This window comes from Microbulbifer sp. MCCC 1A16149 (genome assembly GCF_050368945.1).
Classification (GTDB): Bacteria; Pseudomonadota; Gammaproteobacteria; order Pseudomonadales; family Cellvibrionaceae; genus Microbulbifer.
In genome coordinates, this window is record NZ_CP185959.1 from 1,154,414 (window position 1) to 1,177,938 (window position 23,525).

Here is a 23,525-nt window from a genome sequence, read left to right on the forward strand (position 1 = left end):
GGTTTATGGTGAGCTATTTTGCGAGTCTATTAGCGCTGGCGGTTGTATTGCTGGTGATGTATGCCATCCGCGTGCTGCGTGAGTATGAGCGTGCGGTGGTGTTTTTCCTGGGGCGCTTCCAGGCGGTAAAGGGCCCGGGTCTGATCATTATCATTCCCATCATCCAGACCATGGAGCGTGTGGATTTGCGCACGGTGGTGATGGATGTGCCTACACAAGATGTGATCAGTCGGGACAATGTTTCGGTAAAGGTAAACGCCGTTGTGTATTACCGGGTAATTGATCCACAGTCAGCGATTATCAATGTGGAAAACTATCACGAGGCGGTGAGTCAGTTGTCGCAGACGACCTTGCGTTCAGTGCTGGGTAAGCACGAGCTGGATGAGATGCTTTCCGAGCGGGACAAGCTCAATGTGGATATCCAGAAGATCCTCGATGAGCAGACCGATGCCTGGGGCGTGAAGGTTACCAATGTCGAGATCAAGCATATCGACCTGGATGAGAGCATGATCCGCGCCATTGCCCAGCAGGCCGAGGCAGAGCGTTCGCGGCGGGCGAAGGTGATTCATGCAGAGGGGGAAGCCCAGGCGGCGGCAAAGCTTACCGAGGCCGCGGATCAGCTGTCCAAAAACTCGAATGCGATTACGTTGCGTTATATGCAGACGTTGATTGATATTGCTGGGGAACAAAATTCCACGATTGTGTTCCCGCTGCCGATGGACTTGATCAAGCCGTTGTTGGAGCAGCAGGCTCGGAAGATTGATTGAGTATGGTTGTTCCGGTTAGATGATTGGGTGGCGGCAAAGGTAATGGCTTTGCCGCCACCGAGTGACCTCAATGATTGCCACCAAACTCGTGTTTATTTAAGAAGCAGTTTCATCAGGTGTGCAGTAGACCCATCCCAATCCGCGGGAATCTCACCCTCGATCGCATCGTGTACCGCGTTGCCGAGTACCTTGCCCAGTTCCACGCCCCACTGATCAAAAGGATTGATATCCAGCAGGCAGCCGAAGGTGAATACCTTGTGTTCATACAGCGCCAGCAGGCTGCCCAGATGGAAGGGATCCAGCTTCTCCAAAACCAGGGTATTACTTGGGCGGTTGCCCGGGATCACCTTGTGCGGCGCTAGCTGGTGGACTTCCTTGTGCGTGTGTCCAGAGGCCTCCAGCTCCTTGCGGGCCTCGGCGAGTGATTTGCCACGCAACAGCGCCTGGCTCTGGCTCAGGCAGCAGGAAAGCAGCCACTGGTGTTGCTCCTCGAGCTCCGACGTAGGCTGTTTAATCGCCACAAAATCCGCCGGAATCATATCCGTGCCCTGGTGCAACAGCTGGTGGAAGGAATGCTGGCCATTACTGCCCTCGGCACCCCAGATCACGCTGCCACTCGGATAGGGTAGCGGTTGGGCATCGCGGGTCACGCTTTTACCCAGACTCTCCATATCCAACTGTTGCAGCCACGCCGGGAATTTTGCCAGGCGCTGTGCGTACGGAAGTACCGCGAGGCTGCCGGCCCCCCAGCACTGGCGGTACCAGAAGTGGATCAGCGCCATCAACACCGGCAGGTTCTGTGCAAACTCCGCTTCTGTGAAGTGGGTATCCATGGCGTTGGCGCCTTTCAGAAGATCGCTGTAGACGTCAAAGCCGCAAGCCAGGGCGATGGGCAGGCCAATGGCGGACCACAGGGAATAGCGGCCGCCAACCCAGTCCCACATGGGGAAAATATTCTGCGCAGCGATGCCGAAATCCTGCGCCGCCACAATATTGCTGCTCACGGCCACAAAGTGTTTTTCCAGGTCGGATTTTGCACAGCCTGCGTCGAGCACCCACTGACGCGCTGAGAGTGCGTTCTGGCGGGTTTCCAGGGTCGAGAAGGACTTGGAGGCGACGATGAACAAAGTCTCGTCAGCGGGCAGGGAGGCAATGGTATCGCTCAGGTCGGCACCGTCGATGTTGGCGACAAAGTGCACCTTGAGGTCATCTTTGTGCCAGGGGCGCAGTGCCTCGCATACCATGCGTGGACCCAGGTCGGAGCCACCAATGCCGATGTTTACCACATGGCGAATGCGCTTGCCGGTAAAGCCGGTCCAGCCGCCGTCGTGGACCTGTGCGGCGAACTTTTCCATCTGCTCACGGCAGTCTGCTACTGCCTGCTCGTGTTCGGTCTTGGGCTCGCCCTGAAAGCGCAGCGCTGTGTGCAGAGCGGGGCGATGCTCGGTGTTATTGATGGGAGCTCCTGAAAACAGCGCCTCAATACCACTTTTCAGTTCGGCAGTATCGGTATATGCGAGCAGTAACTGCAGGGTCTCTGCACTCAGCAGGTTTTTGCTGTAGTCGAGGTAAACCCCCGCAACTTCGGCGCTGAATGCCTGTGCCCGGTCGGGAGTGGCTGCAAACAAGTCTCGCAGTGACCAGCGCTGCTGGTCTTTGTGCTGTTGCAGTTTGGAGATGGCGGCAGACAGGGGAAGAGCATCCATGATCAATAATTCTTCGCTTTCAAAAAGAAGGGTGTAGGCGCAAATATTAACGGCATTTGCCCCGTTGGGCCAATTCGAGAGGGGAATGCTGCGGGCGCGGCAACAGGGCACAAGAAGGCAACATCATCGTGTAATCGTGCACTTTTTTAAGGCGGGGGAATCTTGGGGGTGTACCTGAGGGGTACCTGATAATCAGGAGATCGGTTAGTCGTTGGAGGGTGGTTTGAAAGAAGTGGTGGGTAAGGCGTAATTATGGGGAGGCCAGAAATGCAAAATGCCGCTTCGAAAAGCGGCATTTGCATGAACCTGGTACGAGAGTGATTATTTAACCACTTTCATACAGCGCACATTATCGGATGCCATCCAGCAATCCGCGTCCGCAGGACAGGCCATGGAAGTCGGAATTTGTTCTGAGCCCGGAGGGCAGGCGGCCGGCATCGGAGCCGGTGCACAACAACCTGCGAGGACCAGTGCACATATAATTCCGGTTAAGTACTTGGCTGGAGTGAAATTCATCCCCTAACTCCTTTCCGTTGATGTTAGTCAATAGCATAGACAATAAAACGTCACCTGTTTGGTGTGCTTTGTAAAAATCTTTTCTACAAACATACCGCCCAATGGAGTGTAATAGGCGTGCGGTTAAAATAGCCGCCAGAGGTGAATTCAGGATAAAACGGCCGCCAGTTTGTCGCGCGTGTAAGCCTGAATTTAAGGGGTTATCCGCCAAATTGCGCCCGGGTTCACTGCAGAGAGGACAAGAATTATTTTTCGCGGTGTGAAAAAGAATTCTTTTTCCTTCCCAGCCGAAAAAATACGCTGCATCGTGCGCCAAAGCTGCGATAAAACGACGCCGTGACCTGTTACAAACTCGATGAATTGCGCGCATATTTTTATGCGCGCTGCGAATACAGGGTAGAAGGGGGAGAACTTTGGCGCGTGAATGTTGCTCTACTTAGTTTCCGCTGGGCTGCAGGAATTCGCCAAATGCGTGCGCGACGGACTCTTTTCGCTCCGGATTGCGCAATACGCCCAGCAGCACGTTGCGCAACTGGGGGAGGAACAGCAGGTCGGTGAGCAGCAGATTAAAGGTCTGCTGGGGCTGGCTGGCGCTGAGATTTTCCAGCCAGAGCTGTGCCAGCTCTGGAACCAGAAGGTCTTCACTACAGCGACTGCCGATGGCTGCGAGCACTTCACCGTTGGTGGCGGCATCACTTTGCAGTAGCCGCAACAGAAACTGTTGGCGCATACCGGTGGCGATACTGTGGGACAGGCCGCGAATTACTGCGGTAACCAGGTTCAGGCCATTCTGCTCGGTGGCGCCGCCAGCGAGTACCTGTTCCGCACGCAGGATCAGCGGTTCCGCCAGATGGTGGTCAATGGCTTCACTCTCCAGGCACTGGCACAGGGGGATCAGCGCCGGTGCTGCGAAACGCGGGATGCTCCCCGCGAGCCGGTCTCGCTGTTCTTCCCAGCGCACTGCGAGGTCAGCAATGCCCTGCAGGGCGAGCTGATCCCAGGGAAATGACGCCGGATCTTTGGCGTAGGCCTGGGCTGCTGGGTAGTGGTCACTGGCAGGCCGCTTTAGCTGTTTAGCGGCCTTGGCGTGGAATACTGCGCGCTTTTCTTCAGGCGGGGTGAATACCAGCCCGCTGTCTTCCAATGCCTGTTGCAGGTATTTGGCCGGATCCTTTTCCCCGTTGCCCTCCGGATACAGCGCCTGTTGCAGTTGTTTCAGGAAACGGTCGCGAATGGGCAGCAGCAGTTTGCCCTGCTCATCCAACGGCAGGCGCAGGAACCACACTACCGGATCGCCGCCCGCAGTCTCATCCGCTGGCCACAGCAGCAGGCCGCACCAGGCCTGGCGAAGATACGGGTGTGGCCATGGGGCCGCGCCTTCTTCAAACGCTTGAGCGGCTTTTTTGCTCACTGGCTGGATTCGGCGACCGACGTCAAACCAGCGCAGGTTAAAGTCCGCGGACGCTATCAAGTCGGAGAGCGTGGATGCCGGCTGTGAGCCGGGCTGGGATTCGGAAACGGGGGGCTTCTGGTTCACGGGGCAGATGTTCTTGATAAAAGAGAAATATTACACGGTGTGGGCGAAGCGCGAGGAACGCTTCGCCCGGTACTGCGGGAAATAGTGCGGTGAGGGGGGGGGTTATCCGCGCGCCTCAGCCACCGGCAGTTGCACCTGCTTGCCCAGCGGCATCTGCTTGAAGTGCAGCCAGCCATAGGCGATGGCAAGCAGGGGGCAGATGATGTTGAACAGGGCGAAGGGGGCATAAGTGAACGTGGCAATACCCAGGGTCGCGCTCATATAAGCACCACAGGTATTCCAAGGGATCAGCACGGAGGTGATGGTGCCCGAGTCTTCCAGGGTACGAGACAGGTTCAGGCCGTGCAGTCCCTTGTTCTCGAAAGCCTCGCGGAACATGCGTCCGGGAATGATGATCGCCATGTACTGGTCGCCGGCAGCGGCGTTCATGCCGAAGCAGGTAAATACAGTAGAGGTGATCAGGCCACCCACGGTCTTCACGCCGGACAGCGCCCAGTTGACGATGCGCTCGAGGAAGCCCGCGCGCTCCATCACGCCGCCAAACGCCATGGCGGAAATGATCAGCCAGATGGTGTTGAGCATGCTGCTCATGCCACCCTTGGAGAGCAGCGAGGCGACCGCCTCATTACTGGACGTGGATTTGTAGCCATCGAACAGGCTGTGCCAGGCGCCCTTCAGCAGGCTCAGGGTGCCCTCGCCGCCGGCGAGCTGACGGGTGGCATTGGGTTCGAAGATGATCGCGATCAAGCAGCCCACCAGGGAACCGATAATCAGTGTCGGGTAGGCGGGAATTTTCTTCCACGCCATAAATAGCAGCAGTGCCAGGGGCACCATGCTGATGATGGAAATATTGAACTCGGCCTGCAGGGCACCCAGCAGCTGCTGGATATCTTCCGCGGAGGCCTGGCCCGTATCAGTACTAAGACCGATTGCTGCGAAGATCACCAGCGCGATGGTAAACGCGGGGATGGTGGTCCAGAGCATATGACGAATATGCAGGAACAGGTCGTTGGAGGTTACCGCGGCTGCCACATTGGTAGTGTCGGACAGGGGGGACATTTTGTCGCCAAAGTAGGCGCCGGAAATGACCGCACCTGCGGTAATCGCCGGATTAAGTCCCAGTGCACCGGCAATTCCCATCAGGGCCACGCCCAGGGTGCCGGCAGTGGTCCAGCTGGAACCGATACTCAGGCCGACGATTGCGCAGATGATACAGCTGGCCGCGTAGAACCACTGGGGAGACAGAATCTGGACCCCGTAGTAGATCATTGAGGGGACGGTGCCCGCGAGAATCCAGCTGCCGATCAGCGCGCCGACGGCGAGAAGGATCAGGATGGCGCCGAACACCAGGCCGATGCCGTGCAGCATGCCGCCTTCCATTTCCTTCCAGGTGAATCCGTTTTTCATACCCACCAGGGCGGCGACACCCGCACACAACAGCAGGGCGATCTGGTTGGGACCGTACGAGGAGTCGGCGCCATAGAAAAATACGGAGAGAGAGAGTAGGGCGATGAGTATCAGTAAGGGGATCAGTGCATCCAGCAGGCTGGGGGTGCGGTGCGACTGCTGCGGGTCTTGCGGGTGAGACTCGCTGGCATTGCTGGAACTGGTCTGGCTCAAGGTGCTCTCCTATTGTCCGGCCAAAGTTTGACCTAAGTGGGGCGGCCCCGCTTTTGGCCGGGCTGCCGGGTCAGATTTTTGTTATGTGCGACGCAAAGCGCCCTATTCTCGGGGCGGGGCCCGTAGATGTCTATAGGCGCCGGAAGGAGGGGGCTGGCGCCACGGGATAACTGCCGGGTCCGTCTTGGTGCTGGCAGTTCTTCCCTGCATCCGGTATGTTCTGCGCCGGTTTCGCCCACAGCCGCCTCTTTATGACGGCATCTGGGCCACTATAAGAAAAAGCCAGAGCGCAGCGACCGCAGAGATCGCGCGCTGGGGTTGGCAGGTAGTTGAATTCCATGAATGCGAGAAATCTGGACACTAGTCAATTCGAAGACATCCGCCCCTATCGGGACGACGAGGTCCGCCCGGCGCTGCGCCGTCTGGTGGAAGACCCCGAAATGTCCCGTGTGGTGGCACACTTTCTGTTGCCCGGCATGGCCGGTAAGCTTGAGCGCCCGCTCGCCTGGCTGGTGCGCCAACTGGTGCGTTTTGAGTTCCGCAACGCCAACAATGTGCGCGGGGTACAGGACGTAATTGCCAAGTATCTGGAGAAGGCGGTCAATCGCACCAGCTGCGGCCTTTCCATCTCCGGTCTGGATACCCTGCCCAAAGATCGCGCCTGCCTGTTCGTCAGTAACCACCGGGACATCGCCATGGACCCGGCGCTGGCAATTCTCGCCATGTACAAGGAAGGCCACGAGACCTCCCGTATCGCCATTGGTGACAACCTGCTGTCCAAGCAATTTGCCACCGACATCATGAAACTGAACAAGTGTTTCGTGGTGAAGCGCAGCTCCGGCAGCCGCCGCGAGAAGCTGATGGCGGCGACCACGCTATCCCGTTATATCCATCACTCGATCGTGAACGAGAACGAACACGTGTGGATTGCCCAGCGCGCGGGCCGAGCCAAAGACGGCCGCGATCGCACCAATCCGGCGCTGGCGGCGATGTTTGGTATGGCCAAGCCCAAAGAGCAGGCTTTTGCGGATTTCTGGCGCGAGCTGCACATTGTGCCGCTCTCTATCTCCTACGAGTGGGATCCCTGTGATCGCTACAAGGCCCGTGAGCTGTATATCACGGAGCATCAGGACGAGTACCAGAAAGAGGCCCACGAGGACCTTGGCAGCATCGCCAAGGGGGTTGTCGGCCAGAAAGGGCACGTCCACGCAGCATTCGGTACTCCGATCGAGAAAGATTTTAACGATGTCACTGCGCTGGCGGATGAGATCGATCGCCAGGTTATCGGCAATTACGTGTTGCATCCCACCAATCTGATTGCTTACCAGATGATCTACGGTGAGGCTCCGCAGTTGCCGGTAGGCTATCCGGCCAAGCCCTGGCATCCGGACGAGCATCAGGAAATTCGCGAGAAATTCGAGCAGCGTATGGCGGCCATCGACGAGCGCTGGCGAGACAAGGCCATTCAGGGGTATGCCAATCCGGTGGTTTCCCGGTTGGCTTACGAGCAGTAACGATTGCTGATCTTGTGTCGAGAGCGGGTGCTCTGTTCCGCGCCTGGTGGCGGTCGGGCACTGGGTATTCGTTTTCGAAACCACTGTAAATACATCCCTGTACGCTGCGTCGGCGACGTCCATGTCGCCGACGCTTTCGAAAACGAATACCCAGCGCTTCGCCGCCACCGAGGCGGGAATATCCGAGGCGCATAGAATCCGGGTTGGCTAAACCCTGAGCAAGCGTGGATAATGGCCGGCTGATTTAACCCTCAATGCGAATCCAGCCGGTCCCCAGTGCTCAGCGAAAAAGACAAAGAATCCATCCAGAACGCCTACCGTCAGTTCCTCAACGGCCGCGATCTCAAGGCCCGCTACGGCCAGAAACTGATGATTGCAGCCATCGCCCGTGCCCTCGGCGGAATCGAGCGCAACGGCGCCGGCGAGCGAGACCACGGCAAGACCGACGGGCAACACATCTGTGTGGTTGAAGCGGGTACCGGTACCGGTAAAACCGTCTCCTACCTGCTCGCCGCCATTCCCATGGCCATTGCCCACGACAAAACCCTCGTCGTCTCCACCGCCACGGTGGCCCTGCAGGAACAGATCATCAACAAAGACCTGCCGGAACTGATCCGGCATTCGGGGCTCAAGTTTGAAGTCTCCCTCGCCAAGGGGCGCGGGCGCTATCTGTGTCTGTCCAAGCTGGATCAGCTGCTCACCGAGCTTACCTCCAGTGGTGTCGGCGCCTCCATGGCCCTCTACGAGGACGAAAAGCCCCAGGTGGACGATGTCGGTATCAAACTGTACCGGGAAATGGCCGACCAGCTTGCCACCGGCAGCTGGGACGGGGACCGGGACAACTGGAAAGACACCATCGAGGGCGAAGACTGGAGCCGGGTCACCACCGATCATCGCCAGTGCAGCGGCCGCCGCTGCCCCCACGTGAGCACCTGCAGCTTCTTCCGCGCCCGCGAGAGCCTGGGCAAAAGTCGGGTTATTGTCGCCAATCACGATCTGTTGCTGGCGGACCTCGCCCTGGGCGGCGGCGCGATCCTGCCGGCACCGGAAGACTCCATCTATGTGCTCGACGAGGCCCACCACCTGCCGGACAAAGCCCTGAATCACTTTGCCCACCACAGCCGCGTCGGCGCCACTACCGGTTGGCTGGATCAGGCGAACAAGAACCTCAGTCAGCTGCTGGGCGAGATCGGCGACGGCGCAGAGCTGGATCGGGCAGGGGAAGAGCTGCCGGCGCTGTTTACCGCCGCCAAGCAGAAGCTCGAGATGGCCTGGCCTTTGCTGGAAGACCTGTGTGAGTTCGATGAAGACCGTCGCGGCGGTGGTTCTGGCCCCGGGCGCAGTGCCCGTCACCGCTTTGAGGGCGGCGTGGTGCCGGAATCCCTGATGCAGCTGGCCGACCAGCTGCGAGAAGATTTCGACGAGATGGAAGTGCTGCTGGGCAAGATGGTGCAGGTGGCCCAGCGTATGATGGAAGACGCCCACAGTCCGGTACCTATTGTCGACCTGGAGCGCTGGTATCCAGTGCTGGGCAGCTGGCATGGCCGCGCCGAAGCCAACCTGGAACTCTGGGCCAACTATTCGCGCGAGGATCAGGGCTCGGTGCCTCAGGCGCGCTGGGTCACTCTGGTGGACTGGGGCGGTTCGTTTGATTTTGAGGTGTGCAGCTCGCCGATCCTGGCAGGCAAGACCCTCGAGTACAGCCTGTGGCGACGCTGCTACGGTGCCGTGCTGACCTCGGCCACCCTCACCGCACTGGGGCGCTTTGACCGCCTGAAAATGCGCGCCGGTACCCCGGACAACGCCAGCTACGAGATAGTACCCAGCCCGTTTGATTTCTCCCGCGCGGAGCTGCGGGTGCCGAAGGATGCAGTGGAAGCCAACAATGCAGACCTGCACACGGATGCGGTGATAGCCGCACTACCAGGTCTGCTGAGCGACAACGGCGAGGACGGCGGTGGTGGTGCTCTGGTGCTGTTTGCCTCCCGCCGACAGATGGAAACCGTGTATGAATCTCTGCCGGGCACCTGGCGCAATCGCATTTTGATGCAGGGGCAGCAGTCCCGCCAGCAGCTGCTGGATAGTCATAAGAAGAGCGTCGACAGCGGTGGGCACAGTGTCCTGTTTGGCCTCGCCAGTTTTGCCGAAGGGCTGGATCTGCCCGGGGACTACTGTCGCCAGGTGGTGATTGCCAAATTACCCTTTGCGGTGCCGGATGATCCCATCGAGGCCGCGCTGGCCGAGTGGATCGAGGCCAAGGGCGGCAATGCGTTTATGCAGATTACCGTGCCCGATGCCGCGCTCAAACTGGTGCAGGCCTGCGGGCGCCTGTTGCGTACGGAACGGGATAGCGGTGTGATTACCCTGCTTGACCGGCGGATCGTCACCAAGCGTTACGGACGTGCCATGCTGGATTCACTGCCGCCCTTCCGGCGCATGATCAATTGAACTTGTTGGAACCTATGAAGTCGATTTATCCCGATATCGCCACCCTGTTGCTGGAACTGGAAGCGGAAATGCGTGCCGTGGAGTTGTGGGACGCGGAACCGCCGTCTGAGGAGGCGCTGGCCAGTACCCAGCCGTTCTGTGTCGATACCCTGACGTTGCCCCAGTGGCTGCAATTTGTATTTCTGCCGCGTATGAGCCAGTTGGTGGAGTTGGAGCAGCCGCTGCCGGGCAAATGTGGTATTGCTCCCATGGCGGAAGAGTATTTTCGAGGCACCGATCTGCCCATCGCTGGCCTTACCCGCAAGCTGCTGGATATCGATAAGCGGCTGGAGCGGGGCTGAGGGCGCCGCTGTTAATCCGTTGTAGCACGTCATTTTATCCTGCAGTCGGTGCAGTCGTCCGGCGTATAGGGTAATATCCGTGCTTTAAAAATTCGGGCGAACATGGACTGCCCGACCGAGATACCGCCAGGATTACTTAAAAAAACAGCGCGCGGGGCTGGTTTCCCGCCCCTAAGGTAGTAATAAAACAGATGCGGTTTTTGCCTTCAATTTGCCTGTTATTGGCCGTTCAGCTGCTCGCCGGTTGTGAGAGCTTCTCCTCTGCCGGTCCCCAGAGCCCGGTTGCCGAGCCTCAGCCGCCCGCCGAAACACCCCTGGAGCCTAGCCAGTGCCCGCCCGCGGAAACCGTGGTGTGCGCGGAGCCTGAAGTCAAAGTGGTGGAGCGGGTGATCGAGCGCAACTTTGAAAAGGTTGTCGAAGTTCCCGTAGCCAAAGACAAGCTGGTCCTCGGCTCGGAAGAGTTCTTTACTGTGGAGCCGGGTGATATTCGCCTGCTCGCCCTGGTGGATACCGGTGCAGCCACCTGTTCCCTCAGCGTGCTGGAACTGACCCGCTTCGAGCGGGATGGTAATGAATGGGTGCGCTTCAAGCTCGGCGATGGTAGTGATGCCGAGCCGAAAAAAATCGAATTGCCGATCAAGCGCCATGTGCGGGTTGCCCGTCCCGGGTTCGACCGTCAGCGTCGCCCGATTGTGGATATGAGCCTCACCGTGGGTGAAGTTACCCATATGGTGGAAGTGAACCTGGTGGAGCGCGGTGAATTCGAGTTCCCGCTTCTGGTGGGGCGCAACTTCCTCAAAGATGCGGCAGTGGTGGATGTCAGCCGCAAGCAGGTTCAGGGCAAGCCAAAGCTCCCTTCCTTCAGTAAATAATTCCTCCGAAACGTGAAAATGTGGGCCGGTCACTGGCAGATCCTCCAGTAACCGGCAAAAATAGGTGGCCAAAAGCTACTTACAATCATTAATTGGGGAAATGGCGAATGTCGCCACGGGCTCAGGTCTATATTCTCGCCGCGCTACTCGCTCTGATGGGCGCCGGCCTCACCATCTACAAAAACGTCGAGCTGGGCTTCCCGCTACTGCCGGGGGAGTACCGCACCGTGTGGACCATCGAGGCCAAGGTGCGCTTCAATGCCGACGGCGGTCCGGCCAAGGCGGCGCTCACGCTGCCCCGCGCCCAGCGCAATATGGAAGTGCTGGGGGAAACCTTCAGTTCATCCGGCTACGGTTTCAACGTCATCCGCGAGGATGACGAATACCGGGCCGTGTGGGCCAAGCGCCAAGCCTCTGGCGGGCAGTCGCTGTTCTATCAGCTGGATGTGCACCAGACCCCGGGCGCGGCTCTGGAGCAGCCACTGGACCTGAGTACCCAAGTGGTACCGCCACTGTTGGGCGCGCGCGAGCAGGAAGCCGTACGCCAGGCAATCTTCTCGCTGGTCGGCACCGCGCGCGAACGCTCCTCCGACACCCGCACCTTTACTTCAGAACTGCTCACGGCCCTGGGGGATAACCGCAACCAGGACCGGAACCTGATCTTCGGTTATTACAAAGACCGCTCGTTTGTGGATGTGGCGCTGCTGGTACTGGCAGCGGCGGAAATTCCCGCGCACCGGATTCGCGGCCTGTACCTGGAAGATGATCGCCGCCGTCTGGACCCGGAAGACCTGCTGGAAATCTACGATGGCAAGCGCTGGGTGGTGTTCGAGCCCCTCAGTGGATCCCCCGGTGTACCCAAGAACTTCTTTATCTGGCAGCGCGGCGGCAAGAGCCTGCTGGACGTCGAGGGCGGACGCGATTCCGGGGTGACTTTCTCGGTAATCTCCAACGATGTACCGGCGCGGGATGTGGCCATGCTGAGTACCAGCCAGGAAAAAGAAGCCCTGGTGGATTTCTCTATTTACAGCCTGCCCATCGAGCAGCAGAGCATCTTCAAGTTGATCCTGCTGGTGCCGGTCGGGGCGCTGGTGGTAGTGCTGTTGCGGGTGTTTGTGGGACTGCGGACTTCTGGCACCTTTATGCCGGTACTGCTCGCCATCGCCTTTATCGAAACCCAGCTGTTTACCGGTCTCGCCATTTTTGTACTGATCCTGATCCTGGGCCTGTGGATCCGTTTTTATCTCAGCAGGCTCAACCTGCTCCTTGTGGCGAGGATCGCCGCCGTCGTGGTGACGGTGGTGATCCTGATGGGGGCGATCAGTGTGGTGAGCTACAAGCTCGGTATCGAGCAGGCGCTGACCGTCACCTTCTTCCCCATGATCATTCTCGCCTGGACCATCGAGCGTATGTCCATCGTGTGGGAAGAGGATGGCCCTTATGAAGTAGTGATACAGGCTGGAGGCAGCCTGCTGGTTGCCGTCCTCGCCTGGTGGGTGATGACTAACCGCTATATCGAGCACTGGACCTTCAACTTCCCGGAACTGCTGCTGGTATTGCTGGGCTTCATCATGATTGTCGGCAACTACACCGGATTCCGGCTCGGTGAACTGGCGCGGTTCCGCCAGCTGGTGCGCTGATGCAGCTTCCGTCTTTCTTACGTGGCGGGCTGGTTTCGCCCTTCCAACTGCGCAGGCTTGGCGTGTTGGGTATGAACGCGCGCAATGTGCATTACATTGCGCGCTACAACGATCGCGATAAATATCCCATCGTCGATGACAAGCTCAATACCAAACGCCAGGCCAAGCGCTACCGTATTCCGGTGCCCGAGCTGATTGCCGCCTTCGAGACCCAGCCCAGCCGCACGCGCGTGATGGAAGTCATCGAACCGCTGGAAAAGTTTGTGATCAAGCCCGCCAGGGGCTCCGGTGGTAAGGGAATCCTGGTGATTGTCGGGCGCGATGGTGATGAATACCTGAAACCCTCTGGCAGCAAAGTCACTGCGCTGGATATCCAGCGCCATGTCAGCAATATCCACAGTGGCCTTTACAGTCTGGGCGGCAAGCCGGACCGGGTGATGATCGAGGCGCTGGTGGATTTCGATCCGGTTTTCGACAAGTACTCCTTTGAGGGGGTGCCGGATATCCGTGTGATCGTGTTCCGCGGTTTTCCGGTGATGGCCATGCTGCGCTGTTCCACCCACGATTCCGATGGCAAAGCCAATCTGCACCAGGGCGCTGTCGGTGTGGGGGTGGATCTTGCGACGGGTAAATCCTGCCATGCGGTGCAGCGGGGCATTCGAATCGACAAGCATCCCGATACGGAAATGCCATTTTCCGATCTGGTGGTGCCGGGCTGGCAGGAACTGGTGCGGCTGGCGGCCAGCTGCTACGAAATGACCGGTCTCGGCTATCTGGGCTGTGATATCGTGCTCGACCGCAAACGCGGCCCGCTGCTGCTGGAGGCGAATGCGCGCCCCGGCCTCGCAATCCAGATTGCCAATGGCGTTGGTCTGCGTACGCGGCTGGAACATATTGAAAAGATGGATCTGGAACAGCTGGAAAAGAATGTGGAGGAGCGGGTGGCTTACTCCATGGATTATTTCTCAGCGAGCCCACTGGATTAGGTCTTATCAGTCTTTACGTATTTGGTGTGAATATAAAAATGGCGAGCCACGGGCTCGCCATTTTTTTGCCTGTAGGATGTAGTGCGTGGCTGGTGGAAAAGGTGCCAGTTTCACGCTGCTTATGAATCAATTTCGAATATCCTGATTCGTATACAGCGAGATTACTGGAGTTTGCACCCGACGCCCCGCCTTGAACAGCCCGAATCTTATCCTACAGTAAGGGGTGTTTTTAGATTACATCCGAGGATAGAAAGCATGGAAGCAAAATTACGTCAAAAAGCGGGCTTCCTGCATGGGGTGATCGCGATCATCTTATTCAGTGGTTTTGCTGCCAACTCCCTCGCGCAGGAATCCCAAAGTGAGAAAGACACTTTGGGTACCTTTGCCGGCAGCTTGCTGATGGCAAGCGATTACATGTTTCGCAGTATTTCCAATTCTAATGGTCGCCCTCAGGTACAGGGCGACTTCAATTGGTCCCACGATGGTGGCCTGTATTTAGGCTTATGGGCGTCAAACACGGACTTTGGCGGCAACGGTAATAGTATGGAACTCGATCCATATATCGGTTTTACCAAAGACATCGGCGACAGCGGTTTCAATTTTGACATCGGATACTGGAGCTATAACTATCCCGGCTCTGAATTCAGGCTGGATTACGCCGAGGTCTATACCTATCTCAATTACTCCAAGGATAAATTTTCTGCCAGTCCCAGTGTCTGGTGGACGGATAACTATTTTGGCGATGATTTTCTCGATGGCGTGTCTGCGCTCGCCTACGAAATAACGCTCGGCTACGAAGTGTGTCCAGGATTGACGCCGTCACTGCGCGTCGGCGAGCAGACGTTTGGCTCCGGTAACGACAACCTGGATTTTACCTACTGGGATATTGGTGTGGATTATGTTGTCGATGACTGGAGCTTCGGGCTGCGCTGGTACGATACCGACGGTGTGGATCCCTTTCTCGCCAACCCGAAGCTGACCGACGGTGATCTTGTTATCGGCGTTACTCGCAGTTTCTAGCCATTTTCCTGGTACTGAGTGCTCATGGTTTTTTGAGTGCGCAGTGTCTTCAGGTGATCACAGTTATTAGGAATCTCACCAGAGGTGAGAGGAAAGGATGCCGGATATGGACGATCAGTTACTCTGGATTCACGGTGAGTATGTGACCCCAGAAAAAAGCCAGTTCTTTGACACCATCAACCCCGCGACCGGTAAGGTTATTTGCCGGGTTGCGCAAGCCGGGCAGGCTGAAGTGGATAAGGCCGTCGCGTCAGCAAAGCGCGGGCAGGCGGAATGGTCTGCATTGAGTGGGGCTGAGCGCGGTCGCGTACTGGTAAAGGCGGCCCAGCTATTGCGGGACAACTGTGATGAATTGGCGCGCCTCGAGTCTCTGGATGGCGGCAAGCCACTAGCGGAAACGCCGGAAGCCGACATCGGTTCTGCAGCCGATTGCCTTGAGTTTTTCGGCGGGCAGGCGGCGTCATTGCAGGGGGAGTACCAGGCTGTTCCCGGAGGCTTCTTCTACACCCGGCCCGAGCCGATAGGTGTCTGTGCCGGCATCGGCGCGTGGAATTATCCTATCCAGATCGCCGCCTGGAAGTCCGCTCCCGCATTGGCTGCTGGCAATGCCATGGTATTCAAGCCGGCAGAGCTGACACCGTTATCGGCGCTGAAACTGGCTGAAATCTACAAGCAGGCGGGCCTGCCTGACGGGGTATTTAATGTAGTTCAGGGCATGGCGGATACGGGGAAAATGCTCACCGCGCACCCAGGGATCGCCAAGGTTTCACTAACCGGGGAAGTCGGCACCGGCAAGGCGGTAATGCGTGCTGCTGCGGACTCCCTGAAAAGCGTGACCCTTGAACTGGGGGGTAAGTCACCGCTGATTGTGTTCGAGGACGCGGACCTGGATAACGCGGTTGGTGCTGCACTGCTCGGTAATTTTTATACCCAGGGACAGATCTGTACTAATAGTACCCGGGTGTTTGTACACGAATCGGTTCGCGAGAAATTCGTGGACAAACTGGTGGCCCGCACCAAAAAACTCAAGCTGGGGGATCCTCTGGACCCAGATACCGACGTGGGGCCCATGATCAGCGCAGATCATATGGCCGGGGTACTGGGCTATATCGAAAAAGGCCAGCAGGAGGGGGGCAAGTTACTCACCGGCGGTGGGCGCGCGAAAGTCGCGGGCTGCGAAGGGGGTAACTTTGTCGAGCCCACCATCTTTGATGGTCTCGACGATAAGATGACAATCGTGCGGGAAGAGATTTTCGGCCCGGTACTGTCGCTACTGGGCTTCAGTTCTGAAGACGAAGTGATTGAACGGGCCAACCAGACCGAGTTCGGGCTCGCTGGTGGTGTCTTCACCAAAGATATACAGCGCGGCCATCGTGTCGCCGATCGTCTGGATGCAGGCATCGTTTGGATCAATGCCTACAACCTGACCCCGGTGGAAATGCCGTTTGGCGGTTTCAAGCAATCGGGTATCGGCAAGGAAAACAGTCGCCGCGCCTTCGAACACTACACCAAACTCAAGACGGTTTATGTGGCCGAAGGCGATGTAGAAGCGCCCTACTGATTCAGCGGGCTCAGCGCTGCGGGGTTTTCTCTCGCTGGCTCGTTTGCCAATCCTTGGCGGTGTAGCTGTCTGCATCGGAGGCGGGCAGCATGCCTTTTCCTCGAACATGGTCCGCGCCTTTTTCCCCGATCATGATGGTGGGGGCATTCAGGTTGCCATTGGTGACCGTGGGCATGATGGAGGAGTCGATTACCCGCAGGTTTTCCACTCCGCGTACCCGGCATTCCGGATCCACCACGGCCATGCCATCTGTCCCCATGCGACAACTTCCGGCCGGGTGGTAAGCGGTTTCAGCGGACTCTGCTACCCAGCTATCAATCTCATCGTCACTCTGAACATCCATGCCGGGCTCAATCTCGCGGCCGCGGTAGGGATCCATGGCGGATTGGGCAAAGATCTCCCGGGTAAACTGCAGCCCCGCGCGGAACGCCTGCTTGTCTTCTTCCCGGTCCAGATAGTTAAAGAACATCTCCGGCTGTTGCCGTGGGTCGCTGGATTTCAGTTTCACCCAGCCACGGCTGAGCGGTTTATTACAGCCAAGGTGTGCCTGGAAACCGTGCCCCTTGACCGCGCTGGAGCCATCGTAGGCGATGGCGCCGGCCAGGAAGTGATACTGAATGTCCGGCCATTCCAGCCCCTCGCGACTGCGGATATAGCCGTTGGATTCGAAATGATTGGAGGCACCGAGGCCGCGCTTGAACAGCAGCCACTGGAGGCCGATCCAGGCCTTGGATAGGGGCCCCAGCACGCCGTTGAGGGTGATATTCTGGGTACATTCCTGCTGTACCCAGACTTCCAGATGATCGTGCAGGTTTTGCCCGACGCCTGGCAGGTCGTGGACCACATCAATACCGTGCTCTTTCAGGTGTGCCGCGGGGCCGATACCGGAAAGCATCAACAGCTTGGGAGAGTTGAAGGCGCTGGCGGAGAGAATGACTTCACGTTTCGCGCGCGCACGAAATGTTTTGCCATGTTGCTCGTACTCGACCCCGATGGCTTTCTTGCCTTCCATGATGACCCGCGTAGTGAGGGCGTGCATCTTCAGCTCGAGATTACGGCGCGACAGGGCTGGCTTGAGATAGGCCAGGGCGGTAGAGCAGCGGACGCCGTCGCGTACGGACATATCCATACGCCCGAATCCTTCCTGGCGATAGCCATTGTAATCTTCGGTATAGCCGTAGCCCGCTTGCTTGCCCGCCTCGATAAACGCGCGGTAAAGCGGGTTTTGCATATTGTTGCCATTGCAGGCAGTGATGGGCCCCTCACCGCCGCGATAATCATCTTCGCCATAAACACAGGTTTCCGAGCGCCTGAAATACGGTAGTACATCGGCATAGGCCCATCCGTTTGCGCCGAGCTGTGCCCACTCTTCGTAATCGCCTTTGCAGCCGCGCACGAAGGCCATGCCATTGATCGACGATGAACCGCCGATGACCTTACCGCGAGCCTGGTGAACACGCCGGCCCTTCAAGCCCGGTTCCGGCTCGGTATAAAACTCCCAGTCGTACTTCGGCATATTGAGCGGGATTGACAGTGCCGTGGGCATGCGTATGAAAATGGAATTGTCTTTGCCGCCAAATTCCAGCAACAGCACGCTGGTATCGCGATCCTCGGAGAGGCGGCTGGCGACGACGGCACCGGCGGAACCGGCACCGACCACGATGTAATCGAAAGTTTGGTCAAAATTGGATTCGGTCATTGCGGTTCTCAAGCGGGGCCGGGTTCATCTTCTTCACCGGGGGTGCGCGTGGCGAGTTCTCGCCGCATGTGCAGGTATTGCAGGTGCGCCTCGAAGTGATCGACGATATCGCCGATCACCTGCTCGCGGGTATAGCCCATGAGGTCATAGGTAAGGCCGCCTTCGCGCAGGTGCGGTTCAAGCCGGAAATAGCTGGATCGGGGTTGCTCGGCACGCAGGGTGAATGCAGGCATGGAACACTGTCGCGGCCATACCTGATAGGTGAAGTCCACCTCCTCACCCAGTGTTACATCCAGCGCGAGGTGCAGGTCATCACCGCCGCCCTCAGTGATGGTTACCGGATACCCTTTCTCGGAAAGCTCCTCTTTTACCGCCTCGAACGCGGGCCGCACGGTGCGCTCGATAAACTGTTCCACCTGTTTGAAGGTAGGGAAGCTGATGGCGCGGGCAAGTCGCTGACTCCAATTGCTGTGTCCTTCGCGGGATACGGTTCGGCCAGATAAATGGCCGGACAAGGCATCCTGCATGCTCGCGGATTTAAGACCTTCCAGCCGCAGTGCCTTGGAGAGGCCGAGCATCATCAGAATCAGGACGAAAGCAAAAGGCAGCCCCATGATCACCACGGCACTTTGCAGTGCTGCGAGTCCATCGGTCATCAACAACGCCAGGGTAACGATGCCGATAATGGCCGCCCAGAGCACGCGCATCCAGGGGGGTGCATCGTGATTGGGGTCCTCCAGCCGACAGGTGAGGTTGGACAGCACCAGTGAGCCGGAGTCGCCGGAAGTGACGAAGAACACAATGGAGAGAATGGTGACCGCAATGGTGGTCAGCGTGGTCCAGGGCATCTGCTCCAGGAACAGGTAAATGGCAGAGCCGGGATTTGCTGTGGCCTCCTTGCCGAACTCTGCCGCGCCCCCCAGCACCATATCGATAGCGGCGTTACCCATGATTGCCATCCACGCGGCCATAAACATAAAGGGCAGTATCAGCGTGCCGGCGACAAACGAGCGGATAGTGCGGCCGCGGGAGATGCGCGCGAGAAACAGCCCTACAAACGGTCCCCAGGCAATCCACCAGGCCCAGAAGAAGATGGTCCAGGCGTTGAGCCAGTCCTGTGGTGGATCGAAGGCAAACGTATTGAAAGACAACTCGACAAAGTGCTGTATGTAATCGCCGAGGTTGGTAACGAACGCATCCAGCAGGAAGCGGGTTTTGCCACTGAGTAACACAAACAGCATCAGCGCGATGGCGAGCAGCATATTGAATTCAGACAGTCGTCGAATGCCGCGTTCGACACCGGTAGCGGCCGAGATTGCTGCAAACACCACGATCAGCACCGCGAGCACTGCCTGGGTCGCGGTACCCTCGGGTACGCCGAACATATATTTCAGCCCGAAGTTGAGCTGGATGATGCCAATGCCGAGGCTGGTGGCAACGCCAAACACCGTACCCAGCACCGCGGCAATATCCACGGACGTTCCGATCGGGCCGTAAATACGCTTGCCAAACAGGGGGTAGAGTGCCGAGCGGATGGTCAGGGGCAGTCCGTGGCGATAACTGAAAAACGCCAGTGACATGCCTACCAGGGTATAGACGCCCCAGCCCGATAATCCCCAGTGCAGGAAGGTGATGGCCATGGCCTGACGAGCGGCTTCAATGGTGCCGCCTTCGCCCGTTGGCGGAGCGATGAACTGGGTGAGTGGTTCGACAATGCAGTAGAAAATCAGGTCGATACCGATGCCCGCCGCGAACAGCATGGCCGCCCAGGTGACCACATTGAACTCTGGCTCCGCATGGTCCGGCCCCAGTTTAATATCTCCGTATTTGGACAGTGCGACCACGATGACGAAAACGAGGTAAGCGACGATTGCAAGAAAGTAAAGCCAGCCGAAGCTGCCTGAAATCCACGCGAGTACGCCGTAGATGACTTTGCCGGCCTGCTCGGTGAAAAACATGGCCCACAGGGAAAAGAGCGTGATGCCAATGACGGAGCTGTAAAACACCTGGGGTTTGAGGCGCGCCTCATCAGCGGTGGCTTTGGATGAATTCTCCGAAGACTTTGGGTTATGCATAGACGTAGCCCGTTTTTCTGGAAGGGCGGCAGGAAAAGGTTGTCCTCAGGATAGTCCATACATCGTTGGTGAACGCGCCGGCACAAGGAGTGGGGCGCCCCGAGTGTTTAACTTATGGACAAAATCGCCAGCAGAAGGGAATTGGCATAGGAGAACCGGAGAGCGCGAAGAACCGGTAAGGAGAAACAGGGGGAAGAAACTGGGAAGAGGAGCGGGAAAGCGGGGGCTTGCGCCCCCGCCAGTATCACCTGTGCAAATCGGTCAACTTACGACAGCTGGCTGATTTCCTCCAGCTGCTGCTGCAGGCGAGAGCGAGCGCTCTCGAATTCGACCAATCTGTCTTTTTCCTTGTTGACCACGGCTTCCGGAGCCTTGTCGACAAATTTCGGGTTGTTCAGTTTGCCGTTAACCCGCGCAATCTCTTTGTCCAGCTTGTCGATTTCCTTCTGCAGGCGCGCACTTTCTGCCGCCACGTCAATCAGACCAGCCATGGGGACCAGCAACTCCAGGTCGCCTACCAGTGCGGTGGAGGAGGCCGGTGCAGTAGCACCTTGCTCCAGCCATTCGATGGAGTCGAGGCTGGCCAGCTTGGTAAGCAGGCTGCGGGTCTGCTTCAGCAGATCTTCGTCCCGTGCGGAGCCGTTGCGCAGGATCAGCGGGATTTTCTTCGCCGGCGAGATATTCATCTCACCACGAATGTTCCGTACACCCTCAATCACGCCCTTGAGCCAGGCGATGGCCGCTTCGGCATTTTCGTCGATGCGGTGTTCGTTGGCTTCCGGGTAGGGCTGCAACATGATGGTGTCGCCGGCCTTGCCGGCCCGGTCCTTCACACGCTGCCAGATTTCCTCGGTGATATACGGCATCAGCGGGTGCAGCAGGCGCAGGATGGTTTCCAGCACGCGGATCAGGGTGCGACGGGTGCCTTTCTTCACCGCATCGCTGGCGTTGTCGTCCCACAGTACTGGCTTGGACAGTTCCAGATACCAGCTGCAGTACTCACCCCAGATGAAGTCGTACAGTGCCTGGGAGGCGAGGTCGAACCGGTAGTTGTCTACCGCTTCTTTCACTGTGATCTCGGTGCGCTGCAGCAGGGAGATGATCCAGCGATCGGCGATGGTCAGTTCGAAATCATCGCTGCCATCCTGGCCGCAATCGTGACCATCGCAGTTTTGCAGCACATAGCGGGATGCGTTCCAGATCTTGTTGCAGAAGTTGCGGAAGCCCTCGATACGGCCAACGTCGAACTTGATATCGCGACCGGTGGAGGCCAGTGAGTAGTAGGTGTAACGCAGCGCGTCGGTGCCGTAGGCGGCGAGGCCTTCGGGGAATTCCTTGCGGGTCTGCTTCTCGATCTTTTCGCGCAGGTGCGGCTGCATCATGCCGGTGGTGCGCTTGGCTACCAGGCTTTCCAGGTCGATACCGTCGATCAGGTCGATGGGGTCGAGCACGTTGCCCTTGGACTTGGACATCTTCTGGCCGTGGCTGTCGCGCACCAGACCGTGCACGTACACGGTGTGGAAAGGCACTTCCTTCTTGAAGTAGAGGGTCAGCATCATCATGCGCGCGACCCAGAAGAAAATGATGTCAAAACCGGTGACCAACACACTGGTCGGGTGGAATGCCGCCAGCTCCGGGGTTTCTTCCGGCCAGCCCAGGGTGCCGAAGGTCCACAGGCCGGAGGAGAACCAGGTGTCGAGCACGTCGTCGTCCTGACGCAATTCGATATCGCCCAGGTTGTGCTTCTTGCGCACTTCTTCTTCGCTGCGGCCGACGTAGACCTTGCCTTCGTTGTCGTACCACGCCGGAATGCGGTGCCCCCACCACAGCTGGCGGGAGATACACCAGTCCTGGATATCGCGCATCCAGGAGAAGTACATGTTCTCGTAGTTCTTGGGCACAAATTCCACGCGGCCGTCTTCCACGACCTTGATGGCTTCTTCTGCCAGCGGCTGGGTTTTCACATACCACTGGTCGGTGAGCCACGGCTCGATCACCACGCCGGAGCGGTCACCGCGGGGGACTTTCAATGTGTGCGGCTCGATTTTTTCCAGCAGACCGAGAGCATCCAGGTCATCGACTACCTGCTGGCGCGCGGCGAAGCGCTCCATGCCGCGGTATTTCTCCGGCACGTTGTCGTTCAGGTTGGCGTCCTGGTCGAGGATGTTAATCATCTCGAGATTGTGGCGCTGGCCCATCTCGTAGTCGTTGAAGTCGTGGGCCGGGGTGATTTTCACACAGCCGGTACCGAACTCCAGATCGACGTAGTCGTCGGCAATAATCGGAATTTCGCGGTCCGCGAGCGGCAGCTTGATGGTTTTGCCGATCAGGTGCTTGTAGCGCTCATCTTCCGGATGCACGGCCACAGCGGTGTCGCCGAGCATGGTTTCCGGGCGGGTGGTGGCGACTACCAGGTGGCCACTGCCGTCAGTGAGCGGGTAGCGGAAGTGCCACAGGTGGCCCTGTTCTTCCTCGTTCAGCACTTCCAGGTCGGAAATCGCGGTGTGCAGCTTCGGATCCCAGTTCACCAGGCGCTTGCCGCGGTAGATCAGGTCGTCTTCATACAGGCGGATGAACACTTCCTGCACGGCCTTGTAGAAGCCGTCATCCATGGTGAAGCGCTCGCGGGACCAGTCTGGGCTGGCGCCGAGGCGACGCAGCTGGCGGGTGATGTTGCCGCCGGACTCTTCTTTCCACTCCCACACTTTCTCGATGAACTTGTCGCGGCCCAGCTCGTGGCGGGACTTGCCTTCAGCGGCCAGCAAACGTTCCACCACCATCTGCGTGGCGATACCGGCGTGATCGGTACCTACTTGCCACAGGGTGTTGTTGCCTTTCATGCGGTGGTAGCGAATCAGGGCATCCATGATGGATTCCTGGAAACCGTGGCCCATGTGCAGGCTGCCGGTGACGTTCGGCGGCGGAATCATGATGCTGTAAGGATCGGCTTCGGTATCACCGGACGGCTTGAAATAGCCGTTTTCTTCCCAGGTTTTGTACCACTGCTGTTCGATGGCGTTGGGCTGGTATGTCTTGTCCATGCGCGGGGGAATGCCTTGCTTTGAATCGCTTTGCCGCCCGGGGCCGGATACACGGTCACACCGGGGCGATGAAATGAATGGATGAGTATATAAAAAGGGGCGGAATTATACCGCCGGGGCCGGTCGGGGCAAAAGGTTGCCGGGGATTTCCTGGGGTGGCGCCTCGAATCGATTCGAAATGC

At 58.2% G+C, this 23,525-nt stretch carries 15 protein-coding genes; 9 read left to right on the forward strand and 6 right to left on the reverse strand.

What is annotated here, in order from left to right:
* Nucleotides 1-5 precede the first annotated feature (5 nt).
* Entirely contained in the window at nucleotides 6-767 is a 762-nt protein-coding gene (locus tag ACONT6_RS04770) for a slipin family protein (RefSeq protein ID WP_428820652.1), read from the forward strand.
* A 92-nt stretch (nucleotides 768-859) separates the two neighbouring features.
* Here ACONT6_RS04770 and pgi read toward each other — a convergent pair whose 3' ends face one another.
* The 3 genes from pgi to nhaC all read right to left on the reverse strand — a co-directional run bounded on the left by pgi (nucleotide 860) and on the right by nhaC (nucleotide 6,071).
* Nucleotides 860-2,473 (reverse strand): glucose-6-phosphate isomerase, encoded by a 1,614-nt coding sequence (gene pgi / locus ACONT6_RS04775; RefSeq protein WP_428820653.1) that lies wholly within the window; start codon nucleotides 2,471-2,473, stop codon nucleotides 860-862.
* A gap of 952 nt (nucleotides 2,474-3,425) precedes the next feature.
* Nucleotides 3,426-4,526: a DUF3549 family protein gene (locus ACONT6_RS04780; RefSeq protein WP_428820654.1), complete on the reverse strand. Its 1,101-nt coding sequence runs from the start codon at nucleotides 4,524-4,526 to the stop codon at nucleotides 3,426-3,428.
* Between the two features lie 102 nt (nucleotides 4,527-4,628).
* Nucleotides 4,629-6,071, reverse strand: coding sequence for a Na+/H+ antiporter NhaC (gene nhaC / locus ACONT6_RS04785; RefSeq protein WP_428821476.1), 1,443 nt, complete (start codon nucleotides 6,069-6,071; stop codon nucleotides 4,629-4,631).
* Between the two features lie 413 nt (nucleotides 6,072-6,484).
* On the opposite strand from nhaC, the gene ACONT6_RS04790 reads away from it, so the two are divergent.
* The 8 genes from ACONT6_RS04790 to betB all read left to right on the forward strand — a co-directional run bounded on the left by ACONT6_RS04790 (nucleotide 6,485) and on the right by betB (nucleotide 16,528).
* The gene (locus ACONT6_RS04790; RefSeq protein ID WP_428820655.1) at nucleotides 6,485-7,660 is read left to right on the forward strand and encodes a 1-acyl-sn-glycerol-3-phosphate acyltransferase; all 1,176 of its coding nucleotides are present in this window, start codon (nucleotides 6,485-6,487) and stop codon (nucleotides 7,658-7,660) included.
* Between the two features lie 276 nt (nucleotides 7,661-7,936).
* The gene (gene dinG / locus ACONT6_RS04795; protein WP_428820656.1) at nucleotides 7,937-10,108 is read left to right on the forward strand and encodes an ATP-dependent DNA helicase DinG; all 2,172 of its coding nucleotides are present in this window, start codon (nucleotides 7,937-7,939) and stop codon (nucleotides 10,106-10,108) included.
* Nucleotides 10,109-10,122: 14 nt separating this feature from the next.
* Nucleotides 10,123-10,449, forward strand: coding sequence for a YqcC family protein (locus tag ACONT6_RS04800; RefSeq protein ID WP_428820657.1), 327 nt, complete (start codon nucleotides 10,123-10,125; stop codon nucleotides 10,447-10,449).
* A 191-nt stretch (nucleotides 10,450-10,640) separates the two neighbouring features.
* A complete protein-coding gene (locus ACONT6_RS04805) occupies nucleotides 10,641-11,321 on the forward strand; it encodes a RimK/LysX family protein (protein ID WP_428820658.1) in 681 nt (226 codons plus the stop codon).
* Between the two features lie 107 nt (nucleotides 11,322-11,428).
* Nucleotides 11,429-12,961, forward strand: a complete 1,533-nt coding sequence (locus ACONT6_RS04810) for an inactive transglutaminase family protein (protein ID WP_428820659.1) — start codon at nucleotides 11,429-11,431, stop codon at nucleotides 12,959-12,961.
* Nucleotides 12,961-13,947, forward strand: coding sequence for an alpha-L-glutamate ligase-like protein (locus ACONT6_RS04815; RefSeq protein WP_428820660.1), 987 nt, complete (start codon nucleotides 12,961-12,963; stop codon nucleotides 13,945-13,947). The genes ACONT6_RS04810 and ACONT6_RS04815 overlap by 1 nt, the downstream gene beginning before the upstream one ends.
* Before the next feature lie 255 nt (nucleotides 13,948-14,202).
* Entirely contained in the window at nucleotides 14,203-14,967 is a 765-nt protein-coding gene (locus ACONT6_RS04820; protein ID WP_428820661.1) for a TorF family putative porin, read from the forward strand.
* A gap of 106 nt (nucleotides 14,968-15,073) precedes the next feature.
* Nucleotides 15,074-16,528 (forward strand): betaine-aldehyde dehydrogenase, encoded by a 1,455-nt coding sequence (gene betB, locus ACONT6_RS04825; protein ID WP_428820662.1) that lies wholly within the window; start codon nucleotides 15,074-15,076, stop codon nucleotides 16,526-16,528.
* Nucleotides 16,529-16,538: 10 nt separating this feature from the next.
* Here the strand turns inward: betB and betA are convergent, their stop codons facing one another.
* From betA to ACONT6_RS04840, 3 genes are all read right to left on the reverse strand, one after another.
* A complete protein-coding gene (gene betA, locus ACONT6_RS04830; RefSeq protein WP_428820663.1) occupies nucleotides 16,539-18,227 on the reverse strand; it encodes a choline dehydrogenase in 1,689 nt (562 codons plus the stop codon).
* Between the two features lie 8 nt (nucleotides 18,228-18,235).
* Nucleotides 18,236-20,302, reverse strand: coding sequence for a choline BCCT transporter BetT (gene betT, locus ACONT6_RS04835; protein ID WP_428820664.1), 2,067 nt, complete (start codon nucleotides 20,300-20,302; stop codon nucleotides 18,236-18,238).
* A 266-nt stretch (nucleotides 20,303-20,568) separates the two neighbouring features.
* Nucleotides 20,569-23,343 carry a valine--tRNA ligase gene (locus tag ACONT6_RS04840; RefSeq protein WP_428820665.1) on the reverse strand — a complete coding sequence of 925 codons (2,775 nt, stop codon included), beginning with the start codon at nucleotides 23,341-23,343 and terminating at the stop codon, nucleotides 20,569-20,571.
* Between the last annotated feature and the right edge of the window lie 182 nt (nucleotides 23,344-23,525).